We start from the raw sequence: 21,278 nt of genomic DNA, 5'->3' as shown, positions 1-21,278 counted from the left end.
CGGCTACTACAAATCAGCCAACATAATTTTTGAGCGGCGTTGGTAGTTATATAATTCTTGCTTCTGAATCGGCAATACTTCCACTTCTGCAGGAGTAAAACCGCGTTCCTGGAACCAGTGAATACTGCGGGTGGTTAATACAAACAGTTTTTTAAGGCCCATCTGGCGGGCTTGATTCGCGACCCGTTTTAACAGCATTTCCCCTCGGGATGAACTGCGGTAATCCGGGTGTACAGCAACACAGGCCATTTCACCGATTTGTTCCTCAGGGAATGGATAAAGTGCTGCGCATGCAATGGTTAAATTATCCCGTTCGATAATGGTGAATTTATCGATTTCCATCTCAAGCTGTTCGCGTGAGCGGCGCACTAAGATACCTTGTTGCTCCAATGGGCGAATCAGCTCCAATATGCCGCCAATATCATTAATTGTCGCGCGACGGACTTGTTCCGCACTCTCCATGACAATCTGGGTACCGATACCATCGCGGGAGAATAATTCTTGTACCAGCGACCCATCTTCCTGATAACTTAGTAAATGGCTCCGGCGTACACCGCTGCGGCAGGCTTTTACTGCCCCGCGTAGAAAACGTACCGTCCCAGAGTTGTAATCGCCTTCTTGCTCTAAATCTTCAATCCGCTTTTGAGCATCATTGGGGAACAGCTCAGAAATAATATTACCCTCGCTATCCGTCACCCCTTGGGATGAGCAGAAACCGATCATTTTTTCTGCTTTCAGTTTGATAGCTAACTGAGTTGCAACTTCTTCAGACGTCAGATTAAAGCTCTCGCCGGTCACGGATACTGCCACTGGCCCCAGCAACACAATAGCGCCATTGTCTAATTGGCGATGAATCGCATCCTCATCAATCCGACGAATACGGCCACTGTGACAATAATCAACACCATCATCGACCCCCAAGGGCTGAGCAATAATAAAGTTACCGCTGACCACATTGATATGCGCCCCTTGGAGTGGGGTATTATTCAAACTCATTGATAATCTTGCAGTGATATCCAACTGCAATAGGCCCGCAGCTTGCTTAACCATTTCCAATGTACGGGCATCAGTCACGCGGGTGTGCTTGTGATAAATAGGCTCGTAGTGATGCTGCGCCAGATTGCTGTCGATTTGCGGACGAGCACCATATACCACGACCAGCCTGATCCCAAGGCTATGCAGCAAGCCTATATCGTTAACGATATTAGAGAAGTTTTCATGCTCAATCGCCTCGCCCCCTAGCATGACAACAAATGTCTTGCCGCGGTGCGCATTGATATAGGGAACTGAGTGGCGAAACCCCTGGACCAGTTCAGTACTACGTTCCTTCACGGCAGATCCTCTTTGAATTTTTATTCGGTATTTTTGTATTTTTATTCTTTTTTGATCAAGATGGCAAGCAAGAAATTGCTATTGAATGCATATGTATGACACATGCATATTAATAAATTGAATAACATAAAAATGTTTTTCTGATGACAGCGTGGGATCGATTCGTTAAAGTTTTTCCTCGTGAATTTTTTTTGTTCGATTTTTATTCATATTTTGGTAGTTATTTTGGAGTGACATGGCAGATTCAAATCATAATTCTGGGCGTCGCCGTCTACTACAAGGTGCCGCCGCGGCGTGGCTACTGAGTGTCAGCCGAGTTGGATTTGCTGCTGCTTCACATATTATTGCCGTCAGAATTTGGCCCTCTTCAACATATACCCGAGTAACACTGGAATCCAATACACCGCTCAAGTATCGCCAATTCGCGCTGACGAATCCGGATCGTATTGTGGTGGATATTGAAGGTGTGCATCTCAACAGCGTGCTAAAAGAGATGACCAAACAAGTTCAGGTCGGTGATCCTTACTTGAAACAGGCGCGAGTAGGGCAGTTTGATAAAAATACGGTTCGGCTCGTTTTGGAGTTGAAGCAAAGTATCAGTCCGCAGCTCTTTACCCTTAAACCCTTTGCTGAGTTCAGGAATCGTCTGGTGGTGGACCTCTACCCGCAAGAGGGGAAAACCTCGGCGGAAGATGACCCATTGCTGGCATTATTGGAGGATTACAATAAAGGTAATGTGGAGCGGACTTTACCTGCCGAAGCACCGAAAGCAGGTAAAGCAGGACGGGATAGGCCGATAATTATCATGTTAGACCCCGGACACGGTGGGGAAGACCCCGGTGCTATTGGCCGAAATAAAACCCGTGAGAAAGACATTGTGCTGCAAATTGCCCGCCGGCTACAGGCGCTGATTAAGAAAGAATCGAATATGCGGGTCTTTATGACTCGCAATGAAGATGTTTTTATTCCCTTAAAAGTTCGGGTAGCTAAAGCCCGCAAGCTACGTGCGGATTTATTCATTTCGATTCATGCCGATGCCTTTACCAGCCAGGCAGCCAGAGGTTCTTCAGTCTTTGCATTATCGACCAAAGGGGCAACCAGCACGGCTGCACGTTTCTTGGCGCAAACACAGAATGAGGCGGACCAGATTGGTGGGGTTAGCAAGAGTGGGGATCGCTATCTTGACCACACGATGATTGATTTGCTGCAAACTGCGACTATCAATGACAGCTTGAAATTTGGTAAAGAAGTACTGAACCGCATGGGGAAGATTAATAAACTTCACAAGAATCGGGTTGACCAGGCGGGTTTTGCTGTATTGAAAGCCCCTGATATTCCATCAATTTTGGTTGAAACCGCGTTTATCAGTAATTTGGAAGAAGAGAGAAAATTGCGAACCAGCCATTTTCAGCAGCAAGTCGCTGAATCCATCTTTGCGGGTATCAAAGCTTATTTTGCAAATGGCGGTGCGATGGCCCGGCTTTAATACATTGGGCACAGCTATGAGAATATTATACTGCAGGGGCCGAGTCGCCCTTGCTTTGGGAGGGAAAGCCAGAAACAAAAAAACACCCTTGAGGGTGTCTGATGGTGATATAAAATTGATTAAGAATTGGTTGCGGGGGCCGGATTTGAACCGACGACCTTCGGGTTATGAGCCCGACGAGCTACCAGGCTGCTCCACCCCGCGTCCGTCTTAATGCTATTTTCTATCTTACTGCTTTTATTACTGAGTTATGTAGTTGGTTGCGGGGGCCGGATTTGAACCGACGACCTTCGGGTTATGAGCCCGACGAGCTACCAGGCTGCTCCACCCCGCGTCCGTCACTACATATTGTACTGCTGAACTGCTATTCTACCTAATTCGCCTTAACTTTCAAGACTATCGGACGACATTTGACACTGCTGGTAGCCAGTATCGGTTGGTTGCGGGGGCCGGATTTGAACCGACGACCTTCGGGTTATGAGCCCGACGAGCTACCAGGCTGCTCCACCCCGCGTCCGATTGAGCGCACTATACGCTGGATGAGATCTGTTGCAAGTAGTTTTACCACTTAATTAAGGTAAATAGGTTTTTTCGATTAATTTATCAACTATCTGTTTCCTTTTTCCCCACAACAGCGTCAGGGATTTTTTTCTGCATGCGGATTCCTTTATCTATAGGCGTTTGTTATCGTTCGCCGGTAGATAAAAATAAGTAAGAGAAGGCGTGAAATGACAAGTCGTTGGGGCAAATACCTACTGAGTGGAATAATGATTGCTGTTCTGGCTGGTTGCCAATCTCGGCCAACCGATCGCGGGCAACAATATAAAGATGGGCGTCTGGAGCATCCACTGGAATTGGTGAATGAACCACACGCAACAGGTAAGCCAGTCAACGCCAAGGATTTTTCTGACCAGGTGAAAGTGATTAATCAATCTTCACCGGGTCTGTATAACCGTAACAGCAGTACATTCAGTGCAGTAGAAAACTGGATGTTAGCCGGAGCAGATACCAGTAAGTTAAGTCTGTTTGGCTTGAATGCCTATCAGATGGAGGGAGTGGATAATTTCGGTAATGTGCAATTTACCGGTTATTACACCCCAGTGCTTCAGGCCCGCTATACCCCGCAAGGTGAATTTCGCCATCCACTTTATCGAATGCCCGCGAAAGGAAAGCGCCGTCTGCCGGATCGTGCTGCTATATATTCGGGCGCATTGGATAACCGCAATTTAATTATCGCGTACACCAATTCGCTGGTGGATAATTTTATGATGGAAGTGCAGGGCAGCGGTTATGTTGATTATGGTGATGGACGACCACTAACCTTCTTCGGCTATGCGGGTAAAAACGGCCATGCTTATCGCAGTATCGGCAAGGTACTGATTGACCGCGGTGAAGTGGCCAAAGCAGATATGTCGATGCAAGCTATCCGCCATTGGGCTGAGACGCACAGCGAAGCTGAAGTCAGAGAGCTGTTAGAGCAGAATCCGTCGTTTGTTTTCTTCAAACCGGAAATGTATGCACCGGTGAAAGGGGCCAGCGCCGTCCCATTAATTGCTAAAGCCTCTGTTGCCTCCGATCGTTCCCTGATTCCACCGGGTACCACATTATTAGCTGAAGTTCCCTTATTAGACGATAAGGGGAAATTCACCGGCCAATATCAGATGCGGTTGATGGTGGCGCTGGATGTCGGGGGCGCAATTAAAGGCCAACATTTTGATATCTATCAAGGGATTGGCCACGAAGCGGGCCAAGCTGCAGGTTTCTACAACCACTATGGCCGGGTTTGGGTGTTGAAAAATGCACAAAGCAACGGGCCGCTGTTTACTGCTTATCAGGGGGGTAAAACTGCGGCCCCATTCGGTAATAGTTCTTCACTATTGGTGAAAAATCAGGGCCAATAAACCGGCCGTTTGATGTGATTGATTCTACACTTTCTCAGGCGGCCAACTGGCCGCTTTTGTATTCGTATTGTTTTTCCAGGTAATAAAGGTAATAAGTGATGAAGGTAACAAGTCTATGAGCACCGCCCATTCTGAAGCTTACCAACAGCGATTTGGTGGTATTGCTCGCCTGTATGGGCAGCAGGCGCTGACACTTTTTTCGCAGGCGCATATTTGTGTCATCGGTATTGGTGGCGTGGGTTCATGGGCGGCAGAAGCACTGGCGCGTACGGGGATTGGCGCGATTACATTGATTGATATGGATGATGTTTGCGTCACTAATACCAATCGCCAGATCCATGCTTTACGGAACCATGTCGGACAGGCTAAAACAGCCGTTATGGCGGAACGTATTCTGGCCATCAATCCTGAATGCCAGGTAACTTGTATTGATGATTTTATTACTGCGGATAATGTTGCAGAGCTTTTAGATAAAAACTTTAGCTATGTTATTGATGCTATTGATAGTGTTCGCCCCAAAGCGGCACTACTGTCCTATTGCCGACGTTATAAAATCCCAGTGGTGACGACGGGAGGAGCTGGTGGGCAAATCGACCCGACTCGCATTGAAGTGGTGGATTTGGCGAAAACGATTCAGGACCCTTTAGCGGCGAAGTTGCGTGAAAGGTTGAAAAGTGATTTTAACGTGGTGAAAAATAGCAAAGGCAAATTGGGGATCGACTGCGTTTTCTCCAGCGAACCATTAGTTTACCCGCAGAGTGATGGCTCGGTATGCGCATCGCGCAGCACTGCCGAAGGGCCGAAGAAGATGGATTGTACTTCAGGTTTTGGTTCGGCAACGATGGTCACCGCGACATTTGGCTTTGTTGCGGTGTCTCATGCATTGAAAAAAATGATGGCAAAAGCCGCCCGTCAGGGGCAATGACCGTCACGGCGCATATTGAGTGGCAATCGCCCGTATCCCCTGCGCCAGTGCCTGTAAACCGCTGGCGCGCGATGTGCTTAATTGCTGCCGTAATCCTAATTGGTCAAGCAATGCCAAAGGATCCTCCGTCAATATTTGCTGTGGCATTTTACCCTCTACGGCGGTGAGAATAACCGCCAGCAGCCCACGAACAATGCGGCCTTCGCTGTCGCCGTAGAAATGTAAACGGCCATCTGGCAAGCACTCATGCCCCAGCCAGACTCGGTTTTCACACCCCGTCAACTCCAGCTCATTTTGCTTCAATGATTCTGGCAATGGTGGGAGTTGCTTGGCCAGCAAGATTAACTGGCGATAGCGATCTTCCCACTGTTTATGAGCACTAAACATCTCAAGTAACTTCGTAGCAGTGATATCGCGACCAAAAGGGTGTGGAGCAATCATGATATTCTCGTGTTATAACCAGTTGATATTTATCTAAATAGTTCTCTATAGGCACTTAATCTTGCAACAATTCCAGAGCTTTGCCGATCGCCGTACACAACATTTCAACATCATTTTCTGTATTGTATGGTGCAAATGAAGCACGCAGACTACCACTGACTCCCAGTGCCGCCATTAAGGGTTGCGCACAATGCTGCCCAGCGCGTAGCGCGATACCTTGCTCTGCTAATAATGTCACTAAGTCACTATGGTGAACACCATCAAAAGTGAATGCTAACAGGCTTGATTGCTGACAACGAAAGCTACGAAAACCCGGTAATTTAGCCAGCTTATGCTCCGCCAGTGTTGCCAGACTTTGGCTATAGATTTCGGCTTCGTCCAAATCAATATGTTCCAGCCAACTGAGCACCGCCGATAAACCAATCACACCCGCAATATTTGGAGTGCCGGCTTCAAAGCGGTAAGGCACTTCATGGGGCGTAAAACCGCCAAATGAGGCATGCGTGAGCATTTTGCCACCGCCTTGCCATGCGGGCATTTCTTTCAGTAATTCGGCCTTGCCATACAGTACGCCAATCCCCGTTGGCCCATACAATTTGTGGGCAGAAAAGGCATAAAAATCAATATTAAGGGCTTGAACGTCCGCCGGGCTATGCACAATTCCTTGTGCGCCATCTACCATGACGATGCAGTCATATTGATGGGCGAGTTCAATGGCTTCGGCTAATTGTGGGCGGCCACCCGTGACGTTAGACATCTGGCCAAGCGCTAATATGCGGGTTTTAGTGCTTAATAACTGCGGTAATTGTTGTAAATCAGGTAGATGATCGAGGCCAATAGGCAACTTAATTATTCTGGCACCTGTTTGTTCTGCAACCATAAGCCAGGGTATTAAGTTGGCATGATGTTCTGCTTCGCTGACAATGATTTCATCCCCAGCTTGTAGGCGAGGGCGAGCATAGCTTTGCGCTACCAGATTAATGGCTTCTGTGGTGCCCCGTGTCCAAACAATATTTTCTGCGTCTGGCGCATTGATAAAGTCTGCTACCTGCTGGCGGGTTTCTTCAAAGCGAACTGTCAATGATAATGCCGATTGATGCTGACTGCGGTGCACTGTTGCGGAGTCTTGCTGATAAAACAACTGGGTAGCTTCAATCATGGCGCGCGGTTTCAGGGCGGTCGCTGCGCTGTCCAGATAAATTATTTCATCGTTAATTGCCGGGAATTCCTGGCGAAAATCCGTTGGATTAAAAGACTTCATTCTGTTGTTCGCATCCTTTGGTTCACTTCGGAACTGTCTCATTTTAGCCATAATTAGCCCGCTAATGGCCCTGATAACTGGCAATATGTCACAAGATGGTTATGCTGAATAGTAACGGGCATAACCATTTGTCTGGTAATGGAAACGATTTTTTTAGCATTTTAATCTGCAAGGAGTCACACATGAAAAAGACAGCTGCCGTAATTTCTGCACTTATGCTCACTTTTACCTTAGCAGCGTGTTCAAGCAACTATGTAATGCACACGAATGATGGTCGCACTATCGTTGCTGATGGTAAACCAAAAGTAGATGATGACACTGGGATGATAAGCTACATCGACGCCAATGGCACCGAACAGCAAATTAATCGTTCAGAAGTCAAAGAAATGGCTGAGGGCAAGTAGTTAAGCCGCGAAGTTGTTCTGAAAAAGAAGCCTGATCCGGCTTAGAAACCCTCTGCAACAACTTAAATTTAAGCTTAACTCTGTGCAATACAAAGTGGTGCTTACATTTAAGCTCTGAAAATAGGGTAAAAAAAAGCACCGCAAAAATAGCGGTGCTGCATAAAATCACTATGGACAGACAGGGTAAATGTACAGGAAGTGAAAAAAAAACAGTAGCTTAGCTACTATGTCTGGTACACCAGACCATTTGCAAACACAACATCACAACCACAAAGCCAAAAGCATTTCAGTACCTGGATACTAAACCTACTTTTCGTTCCGGCTTGGGAAGTGCCGTCACTATAGGTATTTGCTGGCGCATCATCAACGGACAATTTATAATGTCTCGGATTATAAAAACTAATAAGTAAACAAAGGGTTTCACTTGAAAGTGAGCCGTTATAAAAAAGTATCCAATTCATGTCAAAACGATTACCACCACTGAATGCCTTGCGGGTCTTTGATGCGGCCGCACGCCACCTGAGTTTTACTAAAGCCGCTGATGAATTGTTTGTCACACAAGCTGCTGTTAGCCACCAGATAAAGTCACTGGAGGATTTTCTCGGACTAAAACTGTTCCGCCGTCGTAATCGTTCTTTGCTGCTGACCGAAGAAGGTCAGAGTTATTACCTCGACATCAAAGAGATTTTTACCTCTATCAATGAAGCGACTCGCAAGCTGCAAGCCCGCAGTGCGAAAGGCGCTCTGACTGTCAGCCTTCCCCCCAGTTTTGCTATTCAATGGTTGGTTCCCCGTCTCTCTGGATTTAATGCTGCTTATCCGGGCATTGATGTCAGGATTCAGGCGGTAGACCGGGAAGAGGATAAACTTGCCGATGATGTAGATGTGGCGATATTTTATGGTCGCGGAAATTGGACCGGTTTGCGGACTGAGCGCCTGTATGCCGAATTTTTGCTCCCTGTCTGCGCTCCCAGCCTGTTAATGGGCGAGAATGGATTAAAAGTACCGGCAGATCTGGCTAATCACACCCTGTTGCATGATACTTCCCGCCGAGATTGGATGGCATACACCCGCCAATTGGGTGTGCCACAGATTAATGTGCAGCAAGGCCCGATATTTAGCCACAGTGCGATGGTGGTTCAGGCCGCTGTTCATGGGCAAGGTATTGCGTTGGTGAATAACGTTATGGCTCAATCTGAGATTGAAGCGGGGCGATTGGTGTGCCCGTTTAATGACGTGCTGGTCAGTAAAAATGCTTTTTATCTGGTTTGTCATGACAGTCAGGCAGAACTGGGTAAAATAGCCGCCTTTCGTCAGTGGATACTGGCAAGAGCCGCTAGTGAGCAGGAAAAGCTACGCTTTCGCTACGACAACTAATTTTAATTATTACCAGGCGATATTAATTTAAGGTTAATGGCGATGAATGGTCGTTTAATGCTGATATTTGCCGCCCTGAGCGGTTTTTTCTATGTTGCTTTTGGCGCCTTTGGGGCGCACGTATTGAGCGCCTCTTTAGGGCCGAATGAAATGGCTTGGATTCGTACCGGGCTTGAGTATCAGGGGTTCCATACATTGGCAATTCTGGCACTTGCTGTTGCAATGCAACGGCAGATAAGTATTTGGTTTTACTGGAGTGGGGCCTTGTTAGCGCTTGGAACACTACTCTTTAGTGGCAGTTTATACTGTCTGGCTCTATCACACCTGAAATTGTGGGTATATATCACGCCAGTGGGCGGAGTATGTTTTCTGGCGGGATGGGTTTTGATGTTGATTGGCGCGCTGCGTCTAAGAAAAAGGGCAGAACGCCATGAATAATAAAATTGCTTTATATTGCCGCTCTGGCTTTGAAAAAGAGTGTGCGGCGGAAATTACCGCCAAAGCAGCACAGCTTGAAATCTTTGGTTTTGCGCGGGTGAAAGAAAACAGTGGTTATGTGCTGTTTGAGTGTTATCAGTTGGAAGATGCGGACCGTTTAATTCGTGAAGTGCCATTCCGTGAATTGATTTTTGCTCGCCAGATGATGGTTGTGGGTGAGTTATTGAAGGATTTACCACCGGAAGATCGCGTCTCTCCTATTGTTGGCATGTTAGTTGGTGTTGTCGAAAAAGCCGGTGAGCTGCGGGTTGAAGTTGCTGATACCAATGAAAGCAAAGAGTTACTTAAGTTTTGCCGTAAGTTAACAGTGCCGCTGCGTAGCGCAATGCGTGAACAAAAAATTCTGTCTGCTCGTGAGAACGCACACCGGCCAGTGGTGCATGTGTTCTTTATTGCATCGGGCTGCTGTTATGTGGGTTATTCTTACAGCAACAATAACTCCCCGTTCTATATGGGGATCCCGCGTCTTAAGTTCCCATCTGATGCGCCAAGCCGCTCGACTTTAAAACTGGAAGAAGCTTTCCATGTGTTTATCCCGGCGGATGAATGGGAAGAACGTTTAGCCAGTGGTATGCATGCTGTTGATTTAGGCGCTTGCCCCGGCGGTTGGACTTATCAATTAGTGCAACGCAGTATGATGATTCAGGCCGTTGATAACGGCTTGATGGCGCAAAGCTTGATGGATACAGGGCAGGTTACGCATCATCGTGTGGACGGTTTTAAATATGAGCCAACGCGCAGTAATATTTATTGGCTGGTGTGCGATATGGTAGAAAAACCGGCTAAAGTCACCCAACTTATTATCAAATGGTTGGTCAATGGTTGGTGCCGTGAGGCGATTTTCAACCTGAAGTTGCCAATGAAAAAACGTTTTGAAGTTGTTTCGGAGAATCTGGAAATGATTAATGAGCAGCTAAAAGAGAATGGTATCAATGCCCACATTCAGGCCAAGCAGCTTTACCATGACCGTGAAGAAGTCACTGTGCATGTACGGCGTATTTGGTCTGGTGTACCCGGCCGCCGTGATGAGCGTTTTTAATATTTGGTGATATATACGCAAGGGGCCGATGGGCCCCTTAGTTTTTTATACTGCTGTCATTGACTTAAACGTAGTTGCTGCAAATTGCCAGTTAATTGCAAATCAGTTTTCAGCGTTGCTATTTTTTTGCAAATAAAGGCCACTTCCTGATGTTGTTGCAACTTTTTGCGCCACTTCTCCGGTACTGAATCTAGATTCTGATAGAGTTCTTCCAAGCTGCTGGCTTGTTGCAGTAACAGCGCAGCGGTTTTTGCGCCAATACCCGCGACACCTGGAATTTTACTGCTGCTGATGCCGGCAAGCCCCCAGTAGTCAGGTAATTGATGCGGTAACACGCCAAATTCTTGCTTTACGAACGGCATGTCCAACCAGCGTTTTTGGAAGTAATCACGAATCTGTACATTCGGTGCTAACAGTTGGCAATAACCTTTGTCGGTTGAAACAATGGTGACCTGATGCCCCGCCCCACCAATTTTTATTGCCAACGTAGCCGCAAGATCATCAGCTTCATTGCCTGGTGAACTCCAGCAACTCACCCCCAATGAATGGAATGCTTCACGGATAAGCGCCATTTCTTGTTGCAGATTATCGGGCATCGGTGAGCGGCCCGCTTTATAGTCGGGCAGACATTGATGACGCCAGCTATCTGAGCGGTCATCTTCATCAAAAACGGCGACTGCATGTGTTGGCTGACTATGTGAAATAAGCTGTTGTAACCCATGCTGACAAGCATTAACACAAGGTGAACCTTGCACTGCGTGAATGCGACGAATCAGATTAAGGGCATCAACGATAAGAAGGTGGATTTGCATGGACTGTTTTAGAACCTATCCCATAAGGGCTATTTTATCGCCCCTTTTTTGCTATAAAGAGCGAACCTGGCGGTGCTCAAACAATTGTCAGGTCGCGTTGGCCAGAAGTTAGCACCAGCGCGACAAGTGACAATTATTTATTCTTTAACTACAGATTTCATAGCAAGGTGTATAAGCACTGCCCGGTAACTTCATCCGGGATTGAGCGATAAAACCCTGTAACAACAGGTCCATATGCTTCATCAGTAATGGATCACCGTGCAATTTGAATGGCCCGTGAGCTTCAATTGCCTGGATCCCCACCTCTTTGACATTTCCTGCCACAATACCAGAGAAAGCACGACGCAATGCAGCGGCCAGTTTCTCTGGTGCTTGATTATGGGACAAGTCCAGATTGGCCATATTCTCATGGGTCGGTTCGAAAGGATGCTGCAAATCAGGCTCAATACGAATAGACCAGTTGAAGCTATAAGCATCACCAGTATTACGGCGATTCTCTTTCACCAATGGCATCGCTTTCTTCATCTGACGGGCGACTTCATCCGGGTCATCAATAATTATCTGGTAATATTTACGCGCTTCATCACCGAGAGTGTTCATGATGAACTCGTCCACGACTCTGAAGTAATCTGCGCTCTCTTTAGGGCCCGTCAGGATCAGGGGTAAAACCTGCTCACTGTTATGCGGGTTCATCAGAATACCTAACAAGTAGAGTAACTCTTCTGCCGTCCCCACGCCGCCAGGGAAAATAATGATGCCATGGGCGATACGGACGAAGGCTTCCAGCCGCTTTTCAATGTCTGGCATGATAATCAGCTCATTGACTAACGGGTTTGGTGGCTCTGCTGCAATAATTGACGGCTCGGTCATACCAATAAAGCGGCCTTGTCTGTAGCGTTGTTGGGCATGACCCACTGCGGCACCTTTCATCGGCGCTTCCATGGCTCCCGGCCCACAACCGGTGCAGATATTCAATTCACGTAAACCCAATTGGCTGCCAACTTTACGGGCATATAAGTATTCGGTTTCATTGATTGAATGGCCGCCCCAGCACACAATCATATTTGGATCTTCATCAAGATGTAGGGCGCGAGCATTACGCAAAATTGAAAAGACCAAATTGGTCAAATGGCTGGAACTTTCTATATTCAGATGTTGGAAACGCCCGGCGTTTACGATTTGACCATTCACAAACAGAATGTCACGCAAGACTGCAAACAGGTTTGCTTGCAAAGAGCGAATAATTTTACCATCAACAAAAGCATGCTCTGGTGGATTCACCAGTTCGAGTTTTACACCGCGCTCGCGGCGAAGCACATTGATATCAAAGGTTTCATAGCGAGATAAAAGCTCTTTGCTGTTATCGGTCAGGCTACCTGAGTTGAGAACAGCCAATGAGCAATTACGGAATAAACGGTACAGGTCACTGCTGGCTGTACGTTTGAGCATATCCACTTCTAGCTGTGATAACAGATCCATTGAGCCGAGTGGGCTGACATGTGTAATCAAAGTTACTCCTTTACACCCCTAGGGGTGGTAGTGCCCGTGTATCAGAGTGCTGCTTTCTGTTTTTCCGTGGAATATCAGAGAGGCCACTAAGTATCTATTACTGATTTTTATACTGAAAATAGCATAAGAAACCTATAATTAACCTTAACGTCGTCGCTTACTTTTTGCCAATACTAACGCGCCACTGGTGATAAAGTTGCGCATATGCCCGCATTTATTGTCGTGCCAGACGGCCAGTTGATGGCACAAAATCAGTGTTAGAACGCCATGGATTGATATCCAGCCCCCCACGGCGGGTATAGCGCGCATAAACTGACAGTGTTTCCGGCTGACAGAAGTGCATGATGTCATTGAAAATACGTTCGACACACTGCTCGTGAAATTCATTATGATGGCGGAAAGAGACCAGATAGCGCAGTAAGGCTTCGCGGCTAATCTGTGGGCCACTGTAGCTGATTTGGACGGAGCCCCAATCGGGTTGGTGGGTTATTAGACAGTTGGATTTAAGTAAGTGGCTAACCAGACTCTCTTCGACGTGATTTTTACCTGTAGCGCCTTGCAGGTAGTCGGCACTGAACTCATAGCTATCAATACAGATATCTTGTTCATCCAGACACTCCCCCGAGAAATTGGCAATGGGTTGATGTGTCAATTCGTCCAATCGGTATAGCGTGACACTGACATCCCCTTGAGCACAGGCGGATAAATCCTGTTGCAAAGTGGTTCGTACACTCTCCCAGTTAGTAAATGCAGTTTGGTTGAAGCTGTTGAGGTAAAGCTTAAAACTCTTTGATTCAATGAGATTAATACTATTGGAGTTTAGGCTTATTTCGCCTACGGCAACCTGCGGCAAGCCATGGCTGTTTAGCCAGGAAAGCTCATATAATGTCCAGATGTCCGCACCATGAAAGGGCAGGTTATCGGGATATAACCCGAGAGGCTCGCGGTTCATACTCCGTGGTACCGCCTGCAATAAGGTTACATCATAGTGGTCGCGATACGCAGTAGGTTTGCCCAGCGTCAGTTGCGCCAGAGCTTGGTGGTCTTGATATGAAGACATGCTGTTCCCATGATAAGAGAAAGGTACAATAGCTATAGTTTATCAATTAATGCCGCGTTTAACTGTATTTCTAGGTGAGGGCGATATTCACCTTGGTACACGTAAGCCGCCGCGATGCAGAGAAAAAGAATGGACCAAAACGTTTCAACGGCACTTAAGAGTTTTACTCAACGCTACATTGATTTATGGCAACAGCAAACCGGTTGCCCGCCTGCCAGTGAGGAGCTGTATGGCGTTCCTTCTCCTTGTACGATAGAAACGCAGGATAGTCAGGTATTTTGGTTGCCACAGCCTTTTGTCGCGGACGCCAATCTTGCCAATATCGAACGGGCATTGGAGATTCAGCTTCATCCAGATATTCATGAGTTTTATACCCAGCAATATGCCGGAGATATGAAAGCTGATTTAGGTGATCACCGCTTTACCTTGCTGCAAGTCTGGAGTGAAGATGATTTTATCCGGTTACAGGAAAATCTCATTGGTCATCTGGTGACCCAGAAAAGGCTGAAACTCTCACCGACTCTGTTTTTGGCGACAACAGACTCCGAAATGACCATGGCCTCGCTGTGTAATGTCAGTGGCAATGTTGTATTAGAAGAGTTTGGTAGCGGAAAACGGACATTACTGGCATCGACTCTTACTCATTTTCTGGATGCATTGCGCCCAGTATTTTCTGAATAAAGAAATAGTTATTGTCTATTCCAACACAGCCCGTGTGAGAGATCTCGCACACGGGCTGTGAGACATCACTTCTATTCCTTTTATGTGAAATTATTGTGTTAGATTTATCTTCAATAAAATCATTTTGTTATAAACATTCATTTTTTTATATATAAAAGCATCCCCCTCATTCGCCTTACAGTACCTTGTCTCTCTTTGTCGATTAAGCGATCCTTTACTCGCCGGATAGGATCTGGTGGAGAAGGACGGTATCAGGATGGTGCCACTTCAGGATGAAGAACACAGGGACTGCTTAGGATGAGTGAAGGGATGTTTCAGGATGAAACAAAGGACACCTCCAGGATGGAGATTGAGAGCCAGTCCAGGATGATTGGTGGGTTAGGATAACTTCAGGATTGGCATCAGGATGGTGTAGGACAACGCGATGGATTGCTGGTTAGGATAACCGCACGGAAAAGTTTTCAAGGATTGAGCAGGGAGCATCACTTTTAGCTGGATTGCTATAAAACGAATAGAGGGGTACTGGTAAAACAGTACCCCTTTTTTTATCTGTATTGTGCTCAATTTGCCGCTGTTATCCAGGGTGTGAGTTTGGGTATATTCTTCTTCAATGGTATGCTTGGCCGCCGTTGAACCGGCCCGGTGAATGGTTGTTTTTTGGTTGAGAGCATAATCATGAATACAGAAAATCAGGTGCGCCAGAGCCTACAGAATATCGAGCTTGCTATGCGGGCTATTGATCTCTGGCAAACAGTTTCGCCACAAATTGAGGCTTTTGAAAGTAATGAGCCTTTCAGCATTGATACCATGGAGGCTGAACAGTGGTTGCAATGGGTACTTATTCCTCGGATGTATGCATTGCTGGAATCGAAAGGGCCGCTTCCCACTCGTTTCGCTATTACTCCCTATTTTGAAGAGGCGCTCAGTGGTGAAGGTCGGCCAGATTGCACCGTATTGCTGGTAGAATTACAGCGTTTAGATGACCTGCTAAATAAAGAAAATAACTAATGCTGGAAATACTCTATCAAGACGAACATATAGTTGCGGTCAATAAACCGGCTGGCTGGCTTGTTCATCGCAGTTGGTTAGATAGCAACGAAACTGTATTTGTGATGCAAACGGTACGCGACCAAATTGGTAAGCATGTCTATACCGTTCATCGCCTCGATCGCCCGACATCTGGTGTGTTGCTCATGGCGCTCTCCAGTGATGTGGCTCGGGCCCTGTCTTTGCAATTCGAGCAGCATCAAATTCAAAAAACGTATCATGCTGTCGTTCGTGGATATGTGCTGGAAGGTGGCACTATTGATTACGAAATGACTGAAGAGCTAGACAAAATTGCGGATAAATTTTCTCGGCCAGATAAAGCGCCTCAGCCTTCAGTTACTCATTATCAGGCCCTGGCTCAAGTGGAAGTGCCAATTGCTATTGGGCGTTATGACACTGCGCGTTTTAGTTTAATGGAACTCAAGCCAGAAACAGGCCGTAAGCACCAGCTTCGTCGGCATATGGCGCATATCCGCCACCCGATTATTGGTGACAGCGCCCACGGAGATCTGCGTCAGAATCGTGGGGTTGCAGAGCATTTTGATTGCTCACGGCTGATGCTTCATGCCAGCCATCTGCATCTTACTCATCCTGTGACGGGAGAACCCCTTAGCTTGACTGCACGTTGGGATGAATCCTGGCAACAGCTGATGTCACATTTTGGTTGGTTGGGCATTGTCCCTAATCTTGAAAGGGTTGAGTTTCCGGCTATAGCGGGTCAGGATGGTGCGTAATTTTTCTCGTTAAAAGGACATGATTTTTATGGCTCAGGTCGGGATTTTTGTCGGCACAGTTTACGGTAATGCATTGTTAGTTGCAGAAGAAGCCGAGAACATACTGAAAGAGCAAGGGCACGAGGTCAAAGTGTTCGATGAGGGGTCCTTAGAGGCCTGGCAGTATTATCGCCAGCATTATGCGCTGGTGGTCACCTCGACAACCGGGCAGGGTGATTTCCCGGACAGTATTGCTTCGCTCTTTGTTGCGGTGCGTGATCAGGTTGGGTTCCAGCCAGAGTTGCGCTATGGCGTCATTGCGTTGGGTGACAGCAGTTATGATAATTTCTGTGGTGCCGGGCGCGCATTTGATGAATTGTTGCAAGAGCAGGGGGCGACGAGAATTGGCGAAAGGCTAGAAATTGATGCTATTGAACACCCTGAGCCTGAGGTGGTTTCTGCCTCTTGGGTGGAGCAGTGGGGCCGCTTGCTTCAGTAAAATTCCTATCATAATTCAACGCGAATTAATTAGGTGATATCCCCTTTATTCTTGAAGTTGCAGGTGGGAGCGATGTTTACTCACCTGCAACGCCAATAACGCCAAGGATACCAAAAATCAGATTTAGCGGCCGTTGGTTAATTTTTCCAGGTCAGATTCAATTTCAGCAATCTTATTGGCTACAACGCTTTCTAAATGACGTAAATCATCCAGAATCTTCCGCTTCAAATCAACTTCAATCTGATCGCGTTTGCACAGTTGATCAAGCTCATCAATGACATAACGTAGATTCGGATTGATTTCATTGATTTCTTTATAACCATGACCCGCATTATCAGCAACCACAGTTTTGCGTTGGCGTGGGTATTTGAACTTCACACTCTTGGCAAAAAATTCACCTTTATCTTTGCGGAAGTAAATTTTCAGAATGTCGTTATTGGCCTCCTGACGCAGGCTATAGCGATCGACATCTTCTGGTTGTGTGATTCCTAAGCTTTTCAGATTGTCATACATAGCGCCACCTTTTAGTTTTATATTCCACAGATTATGATTATGACGGTAATTTTCGCCAAAAAATGTGACTAACTCACAAGGCAAAAAAATAGCGGGGATTAGCCCGCTATCTTCAATCTTAGTCGATGGTGCGCAATAACTCATTAATACCGACTTTCCCACGGGTCTTGGCATCCACTTTTTTCACGATAACCGCGCAGTACAAGCTATAACTACCGTCTTTCGATGGCAGATTGCCAGAAACAACGACAGAACCCGCAGGAACACGACCATAATGGATTTCGCCGGTTTCGCGGTCATAAATACGGGTGCTTTGACCGATGAATACGCCCATAGAAATAACCGAGCCTTCCTCAACGATAACCCCTTCAACCACTTCTGAACGTGCGCCGACAAAACAGTTGTCTTCGATAATGGTTGGGTTAGCTTGCAGGGGTTCCAATACGCCGCCAATGCCAACGCCACCAGACAGGTGAACATTCTTACCGATTTGTGCGCAAGAACCAACCGTTGCCCATGTGTCGACCATGGTGCCTTCATCAACAAAAGCACCGATATTGACATAGGAAGGCATCAGTACGGTATTACGTGCAATAAATGCGCCTTTGCGCACAGTTGCTGGTGGCACAACACGGAACCCTTCACGTTGGAAACGGGCTTCATCATAGCCTGCAAATTTCATCGGGACTTTATCGTAATAACGCGTTTCTGCGCCTTCCATGACTTGATTGTCATTGATGCGGAAAGACAGCAGCACGGCTTTTTTCAGCCACTGATGAGTGACCCACTGACCGTCAATCTTTTCTGCAACACGCAGTGCGCCGGTATCCAGCAGATCAATCACATGATTAATCGCTTCGCGCGTTACGGTGTCGACATTTGCCGGAGTGATATCTGCACGGCGTTCGAAAGCGGTTTCAATAACGTTCTGTAGTTGCTGCATCCTGTTCTCTTTCCTGATGTTTTACCCTTCTATTGACGTTGCTGCGGTGTGAGCAACAACGCCAATGATGTTGGGTAGTCGATTGTAAGAAAATAAATCGCTAAAAAGGTATTTGTATCACAGTTTATCGTTCGGATTGAGGGTATCTGTCAACCGTTGTGCTAATTCACGACGAGTTTCAATGCTTAAAGCACGGCGATCTTTGTCTGCTAATACAAATAAATCCTCTACCCGTTCGCCGATCGTGGTGATTCGCGCACTATGCAGTGATAACCCTAAATCTGCAAAAATATCACCGACGCGTGCCAGTAGGCCCGGTTGGTCCAGCGCAATGAGCTCCAGATAAGTCCGGCGTTCGTTATGTGTTGGCAAGAAATTGGTTTCAGTGGGTACGCTGAAATGGCGTAATTTGGGCGATAAGCGTCTTACTCGTGGGTGTTGATAGTTTTGTCGGGTCATCGCTTGCTGCAACGCATGGATGATTATCGGGTGCCTATCTTGTGCCAATGGGCTGCCATCAGGCTCCAACACGATAAAAGTATCCATCGCCATACCATCTCGATTAGTAAAAATCTGTGCGTCATGGACACTCAGGTTTCGACGATCCAACTCGCCCACAACGGCGGCAAATAAGGATGGGCGGTCAGGGCACCAAATAAAGATTTCTGTTCCCCCTCGCGTTGCCTGACGGCTAACCAGCACTAATGGTTTTGTTGAGTCGTGTTCCAGTAAATGCCGGGCATGCCAAGCCAATTGATTAGGCGAGTGGCGCAGGAAGTAATCTGCTCGACAACGGCTCCAGATGCGGTGCAGCGCTTCTTCATCAATATTATCCATGCGCAATAATGCCAGCGCTTGTAGCCGATGATGACGAACGCGTTCGCGTAAGTCTGGGCTGTTTTGCATACCACGGCGAAGCTGTTTCTCTGTGGCGAAATAAAGTTCGCGCAATAGGCTTTGCTTCCAACTGTTCCACAAATTCTCATTGGTGGCACAAATATCCGCGACTGTCAGGCTGACCAAATAACGTAAGCGGGTTTCACTTTGCACTTCTGCGGAAAATTGTTGAATCACCGCTGGGTCTTGAATATCTCGACGCTGAGCTGTTACTGACATCAATAAATGGCAACGGACTAACCAGGCAACAAGTTGAGCTTCGCGGGAGTTCAATCCATGCTGCTCGGCAAATTCCAGCACATCGTGAGCGCCCAATATTGAATGGTCACCCCCCCGACCTTTGGCGATATCGTGGAACAGTGCCGCGAGCAGCAATAATTCAGGCTGAGGTAAACGCGGATAAAGTTCAACACAAAGGGGATGGCGAGGGCGGGTGGTTTCATCGGCAAAACTTTCGAGTTTAAGTAACACTCGGATAGTGTGCTCATCGACGGTATAGGCATGAAATAAGTCAAACTGCATTTGCCCGACAATACTGCCCCATTGCGGCATGTAGGCCCACAGAACACTGTGGCGATGCATGGGTAACAAGGCTCGGGAAACCGCACCAGGGTGGCGTAAAATGGCCATAAACAGTTTGCGTGCTTCAGGGATATTACATAATGGCTGCTTCAGATGCCGGCGGGCATGGCGCAAGCGGCGCACGGTGGTGGAGTAAATGCCTTTGATGTCCTGATTGCGCACCATAAGATAAAACATGCGCATAATGGCTTCAGGTTTCTCAACAAAGAGATTTTCATCACGAAGATCGATTAAATCGCCACGCAACTGAAATTCATCATCCAGCGGCCGTGGTTTCTCATTGGCATCCAGCGCCAATATGGCTTCATCAAATAGCTGCAACAGCATGTTGTTCAGTTCGCTAACCCGTCGAGTCATACGATAAAAATCTTTCATCATGCGTTCGACCGGCTCATTACCTTCGCCCTGATATTGCAAAAGCTGAGCAACGCTCAGTTGGCGGTCAAATAGGAGACGGTTATCGTAGCGGGTTAGGACTAAATGCAATGCAAAACGGATGCGCCACAAAAAACTTTGGCTTTCAATCAGTTCATTGCGCTCTGCTTTCGTTAGAAAGCCAAAATCAACCATCTCACTTAAGGAGGTGGCTCCAAAATGGCGGCGAGCAACCCACTGTAAGGTATGAATATCTCTTAATCCACCGGGGCTGCTTTTGATGTCCGGTTCCAGATTATAGCTGGTGCCGTGGTAGCGCTTATGCCGCTCTTGTTGCTCAACTACTTTGGCATGGAAAAACTTCGGGGATGGCCAGAAATTTTCGCTGAAAATGTGTTTTTGCATCTGTAGAAACAGGGCTACATCGCCACAAATGAGGCGAGATTCAATCATATTAGTAGCAACGGTAAGGTCGGCCAGCCCCTCCAGCAAACACTCTTCCAGCGTTCGTACGCTATGACCGACTTCCAGCTTCAAATCCCATAATAATGTGATCAACTGGCCGACTCGCTGTGCATGCTCGTCATTTAGCCGCTGTTTGGACAGAATCAGAACATCAATATCTGAAAGCGGATGCAGCTCGCCACGACCATAACCGCCGACGGCAACTAGCGCGGTTTCTGCCACATCATCAAAGCCATAGAATGTCCACAATCGCCGTAAGAGACGGTCGATGTAATCACTGCGCGCAGCAATTAATGTCTCCGCACTGATTCCGGCATTGAATGCATCAGCCAACCAGGACTGGAAAGTTTCCAATCGTTGTTTGAGTTCTGGGCAATTAAGCTCACTATCAAGGTAGGTAGCCGGTGATGCGGGCTGCTCAGGAATGACCTTCGTTACCGCGGGGGATACAGAGTGCTCGGTGTGATTGTCAGCCATATGTTTACCTGATGAATGTCGACCTGCTAAAAAGTGCAGCC

At 47.1% G+C, this 21,278-nt stretch carries 20 protein-coding genes and 3 tRNA genes; 11 read left to right on the top strand and 12 right to left on the bottom strand.

Annotation, left to right across the window (positions count from 1 at the left end):
* Positions 1-6: 6 nt before the first annotated feature.
* Complete coding sequence (argA, locus tag F0T03_RS16880) at positions 7-1,332, bottom strand: amino-acid N-acetyltransferase (protein ID WP_159679584.1); 1,326 nt, start codon at positions 1,330-1,332, stop codon at positions 7-9.
* A 235-nt stretch (positions 1,333-1,567) separates the two neighbouring features.
* On the opposite strand from argA, the gene amiC reads away from it, so the two are divergent.
* Complete coding sequence (gene amiC, locus F0T03_RS16875) at positions 1,568-2,818, top strand: N-acetylmuramoyl-L-alanine amidase AmiC (protein WP_145555976.1); 1,251 nt, start codon at positions 1,568-1,570, stop codon at positions 2,816-2,818.
* A gap of 127 nt (positions 2,819-2,945) precedes the next feature.
* On the opposite strand, the gene F0T03_RS16870 is transcribed toward amiC, so the two are convergent.
* The 3 genes from F0T03_RS16870 to F0T03_RS16860 all read right to left on the bottom strand — a co-directional run bounded on the left by F0T03_RS16870 (position 2,946) and on the right by F0T03_RS16860 (position 3,332).
* Positions 2,946-3,022: transfer RNA gene (locus F0T03_RS16870), tRNA-Met, on the bottom strand.
* A gap of 53 nt (positions 3,023-3,075) precedes the next feature.
* Positions 3,076-3,152, bottom strand: a tRNA-Met gene (locus F0T03_RS16865).
* Positions 3,153-3,255: 103 nt separating this feature from the next.
* Positions 3,256-3,332, bottom strand: a tRNA-Met gene (locus tag F0T03_RS16860).
* Between the two features lie 214 nt (positions 3,333-3,546).
* Between F0T03_RS16860 and mltA the strand changes: the two genes are divergently transcribed.
* Together mltA and tcdA are read left to right on the top strand one after the other, a co-directional pair.
* Positions 3,547-4,719 (top strand): murein transglycosylase A, encoded by a 1,173-nt coding sequence (mltA, locus tag F0T03_RS16855; protein ID WP_145555975.1) that lies wholly within the window; start codon positions 3,547-3,549, stop codon positions 4,717-4,719.
* Positions 4,720-4,834: 115 nt separating this feature from the next.
* Positions 4,835-5,644 carry a tRNA cyclic N6-threonylcarbamoyladenosine(37) synthase TcdA gene (gene tcdA / locus F0T03_RS16850; RefSeq protein WP_145555974.1) on the top strand — a complete coding sequence of 270 codons (810 nt, stop codon included), beginning with the start codon at positions 4,835-4,837 and terminating at the stop codon, positions 5,642-5,644.
* Between the two features lie 3 nt (positions 5,645-5,647).
* Here tcdA and csdE read toward each other — a convergent pair whose 3' ends face one another.
* Together csdE and csdA are read right to left on the bottom strand one after the other, a co-directional pair.
* Entirely contained in the window at positions 5,648-6,085 is a 438-nt protein-coding gene (gene csdE, locus F0T03_RS16845; protein WP_208787086.1) for a cysteine desulfurase sulfur acceptor subunit CsdE, read from the bottom strand.
* Positions 6,086-6,140: 55 nt separating this feature from the next.
* A complete protein-coding gene (gene csdA / locus F0T03_RS16840; RefSeq protein ID WP_162526969.1) occupies positions 6,141-7,346 on the bottom strand; it encodes a cysteine desulfurase CsdA in 1,206 nt (401 codons plus the stop codon).
* Positions 7,347-7,528: 182 nt separating this feature from the next.
* Here csdA and F0T03_RS16835 point away from each other — a divergent pair, with 182 nt between their 5' ends.
* The 4 genes from F0T03_RS16835 to rlmM all read left to right on the top strand — a co-directional run bounded on the left by F0T03_RS16835 (position 7,529) and on the right by rlmM (position 10,664).
* A complete protein-coding gene (locus F0T03_RS16835) occupies positions 7,529-7,750 on the top strand; it encodes a YgdI/YgdR family lipoprotein (RefSeq protein ID WP_025377222.1) in 222 nt (73 codons plus the stop codon).
* 459 nt (positions 7,751-8,209) lie between these two features.
* Positions 8,210-9,127, top strand: coding sequence for a transcriptional regulator GcvA (locus tag F0T03_RS16830; protein ID WP_145555972.1), 918 nt, complete (start codon positions 8,210-8,212; stop codon positions 9,125-9,127).
* 42 nt (positions 9,128-9,169) lie between these two features.
* Positions 9,170-9,565, top strand: a complete 396-nt coding sequence (locus F0T03_RS16825; RefSeq protein WP_159679582.1) for a DUF423 domain-containing protein — start codon at positions 9,170-9,172, stop codon at positions 9,563-9,565.
* Positions 9,558-10,664 carry a 23S rRNA (cytidine(2498)-2'-O)-methyltransferase RlmM gene (rlmM, locus tag F0T03_RS16820; protein WP_145555970.1) on the top strand — a complete coding sequence of 369 codons (1,107 nt, stop codon included), beginning with the start codon at positions 9,558-9,560 and terminating at the stop codon, positions 10,662-10,664. Before F0T03_RS16825 ends, rlmM begins: the two co-directional genes overlap by 8 nt.
* Before the next feature lie 56 nt (positions 10,665-10,720).
* Here rlmM and xni read toward each other — a convergent pair whose 3' ends face one another.
* From xni to queF, 3 genes are all read right to left on the bottom strand, one after another.
* The gene (gene xni / locus F0T03_RS16815; RefSeq protein WP_159679579.1) at positions 10,721-11,476 is read right to left on the bottom strand and encodes a flap endonuclease Xni; all 756 of its coding nucleotides are present in this window, start codon (positions 11,474-11,476) and stop codon (positions 10,721-10,723) included.
* A 144-nt stretch (positions 11,477-11,620) separates the two neighbouring features.
* The gene (gene ppnN / locus F0T03_RS16810; RefSeq protein ID WP_145555968.1) at positions 11,621-12,985 is read right to left on the bottom strand and encodes a nucleotide 5'-monophosphate nucleosidase PpnN; all 1,365 of its coding nucleotides are present in this window, start codon (positions 12,983-12,985) and stop codon (positions 11,621-11,623) included.
* A 214-nt stretch (positions 12,986-13,199) separates the two neighbouring features.
* A complete protein-coding gene (gene queF / locus F0T03_RS16805) occupies positions 13,200-14,045 on the bottom strand; it encodes an NADPH-dependent 7-cyano-7-deazaguanine reductase QueF (protein ID WP_159679577.1) in 846 nt (281 codons plus the stop codon).
* Positions 14,046-14,174: 129 nt separating this feature from the next.
* Between queF and syd the strand changes: the two genes are divergently transcribed.
* The 4 genes from syd to F0T03_RS16785 all read left to right on the top strand — a co-directional run bounded on the left by syd (position 14,175) and on the right by F0T03_RS16785 (position 16,985).
* A complete protein-coding gene (syd, locus tag F0T03_RS16800) occupies positions 14,175-14,726 on the top strand; it encodes a SecY-interacting protein (protein WP_159679575.1) in 552 nt (183 codons plus the stop codon).
* 675 nt (positions 14,727-15,401) lie between these two features.
* The gene (locus F0T03_RS16795; protein WP_159679573.1) at positions 15,402-15,734 is read left to right on the top strand and encodes a YqcC family protein; all 333 of its coding nucleotides are present in this window, start codon (positions 15,402-15,404) and stop codon (positions 15,732-15,734) included.
* Positions 15,734-16,507 (top strand): tRNA pseudouridine(65) synthase TruC, encoded by a 774-nt coding sequence (gene truC, locus F0T03_RS16790; protein ID WP_159679571.1) that lies wholly within the window; start codon positions 15,734-15,736, stop codon positions 16,505-16,507. Before F0T03_RS16795 ends, truC begins: the two co-directional genes overlap by 1 nt.
* A 28-nt stretch (positions 16,508-16,535) precedes the next feature.
* Entirely contained in the window at positions 16,536-16,985 is a 450-nt protein-coding gene (locus F0T03_RS16785; RefSeq protein ID WP_145555963.1) for a flavodoxin, read from the top strand.
* A 123-nt stretch (positions 16,986-17,108) separates the two neighbouring features.
* Here F0T03_RS16785 and F0T03_RS16780 read toward each other — a convergent pair whose 3' ends face one another.
* The 3 genes from F0T03_RS16780 to glnD form a co-directional block, all read right to left on the bottom strand.
* On the bottom strand, positions 17,109-17,498 hold the full coding sequence (locus F0T03_RS16780; protein ID WP_145555962.1) for a DUF3461 family protein: 390 nt from the start codon (positions 17,496-17,498) through the stop codon (positions 17,109-17,111).
* Positions 17,499-17,616: 118 nt separating this feature from the next.
* Positions 17,617-18,441, bottom strand: coding sequence for a 2,3,4,5-tetrahydropyridine-2,6-dicarboxylate N-succinyltransferase (gene dapD, locus F0T03_RS16775; protein ID WP_004391708.1), 825 nt, complete (start codon positions 18,439-18,441; stop codon positions 17,617-17,619).
* 117 nt (positions 18,442-18,558) lie between these two features.
* Entirely contained in the window at positions 18,559-21,237 is a 2,679-nt protein-coding gene (glnD, locus tag F0T03_RS16770) for a bifunctional uridylyltransferase/uridylyl-removing protein GlnD (protein WP_145555961.1), read from the bottom strand.
* Positions 21,238-21,278 lie beyond the last annotated feature (41 nt).

This window comes from Yersinia canariae (assembly GCF_009831415.1).
GTDB lineage: Bacteria > Pseudomonadota > Gammaproteobacteria > Enterobacterales > Enterobacteriaceae > Yersinia > Yersinia canariae.
Note: the sequence above shows the minus strand (reverse complement) of the source record. Positions and strands in the feature narration are given on the sequence as shown.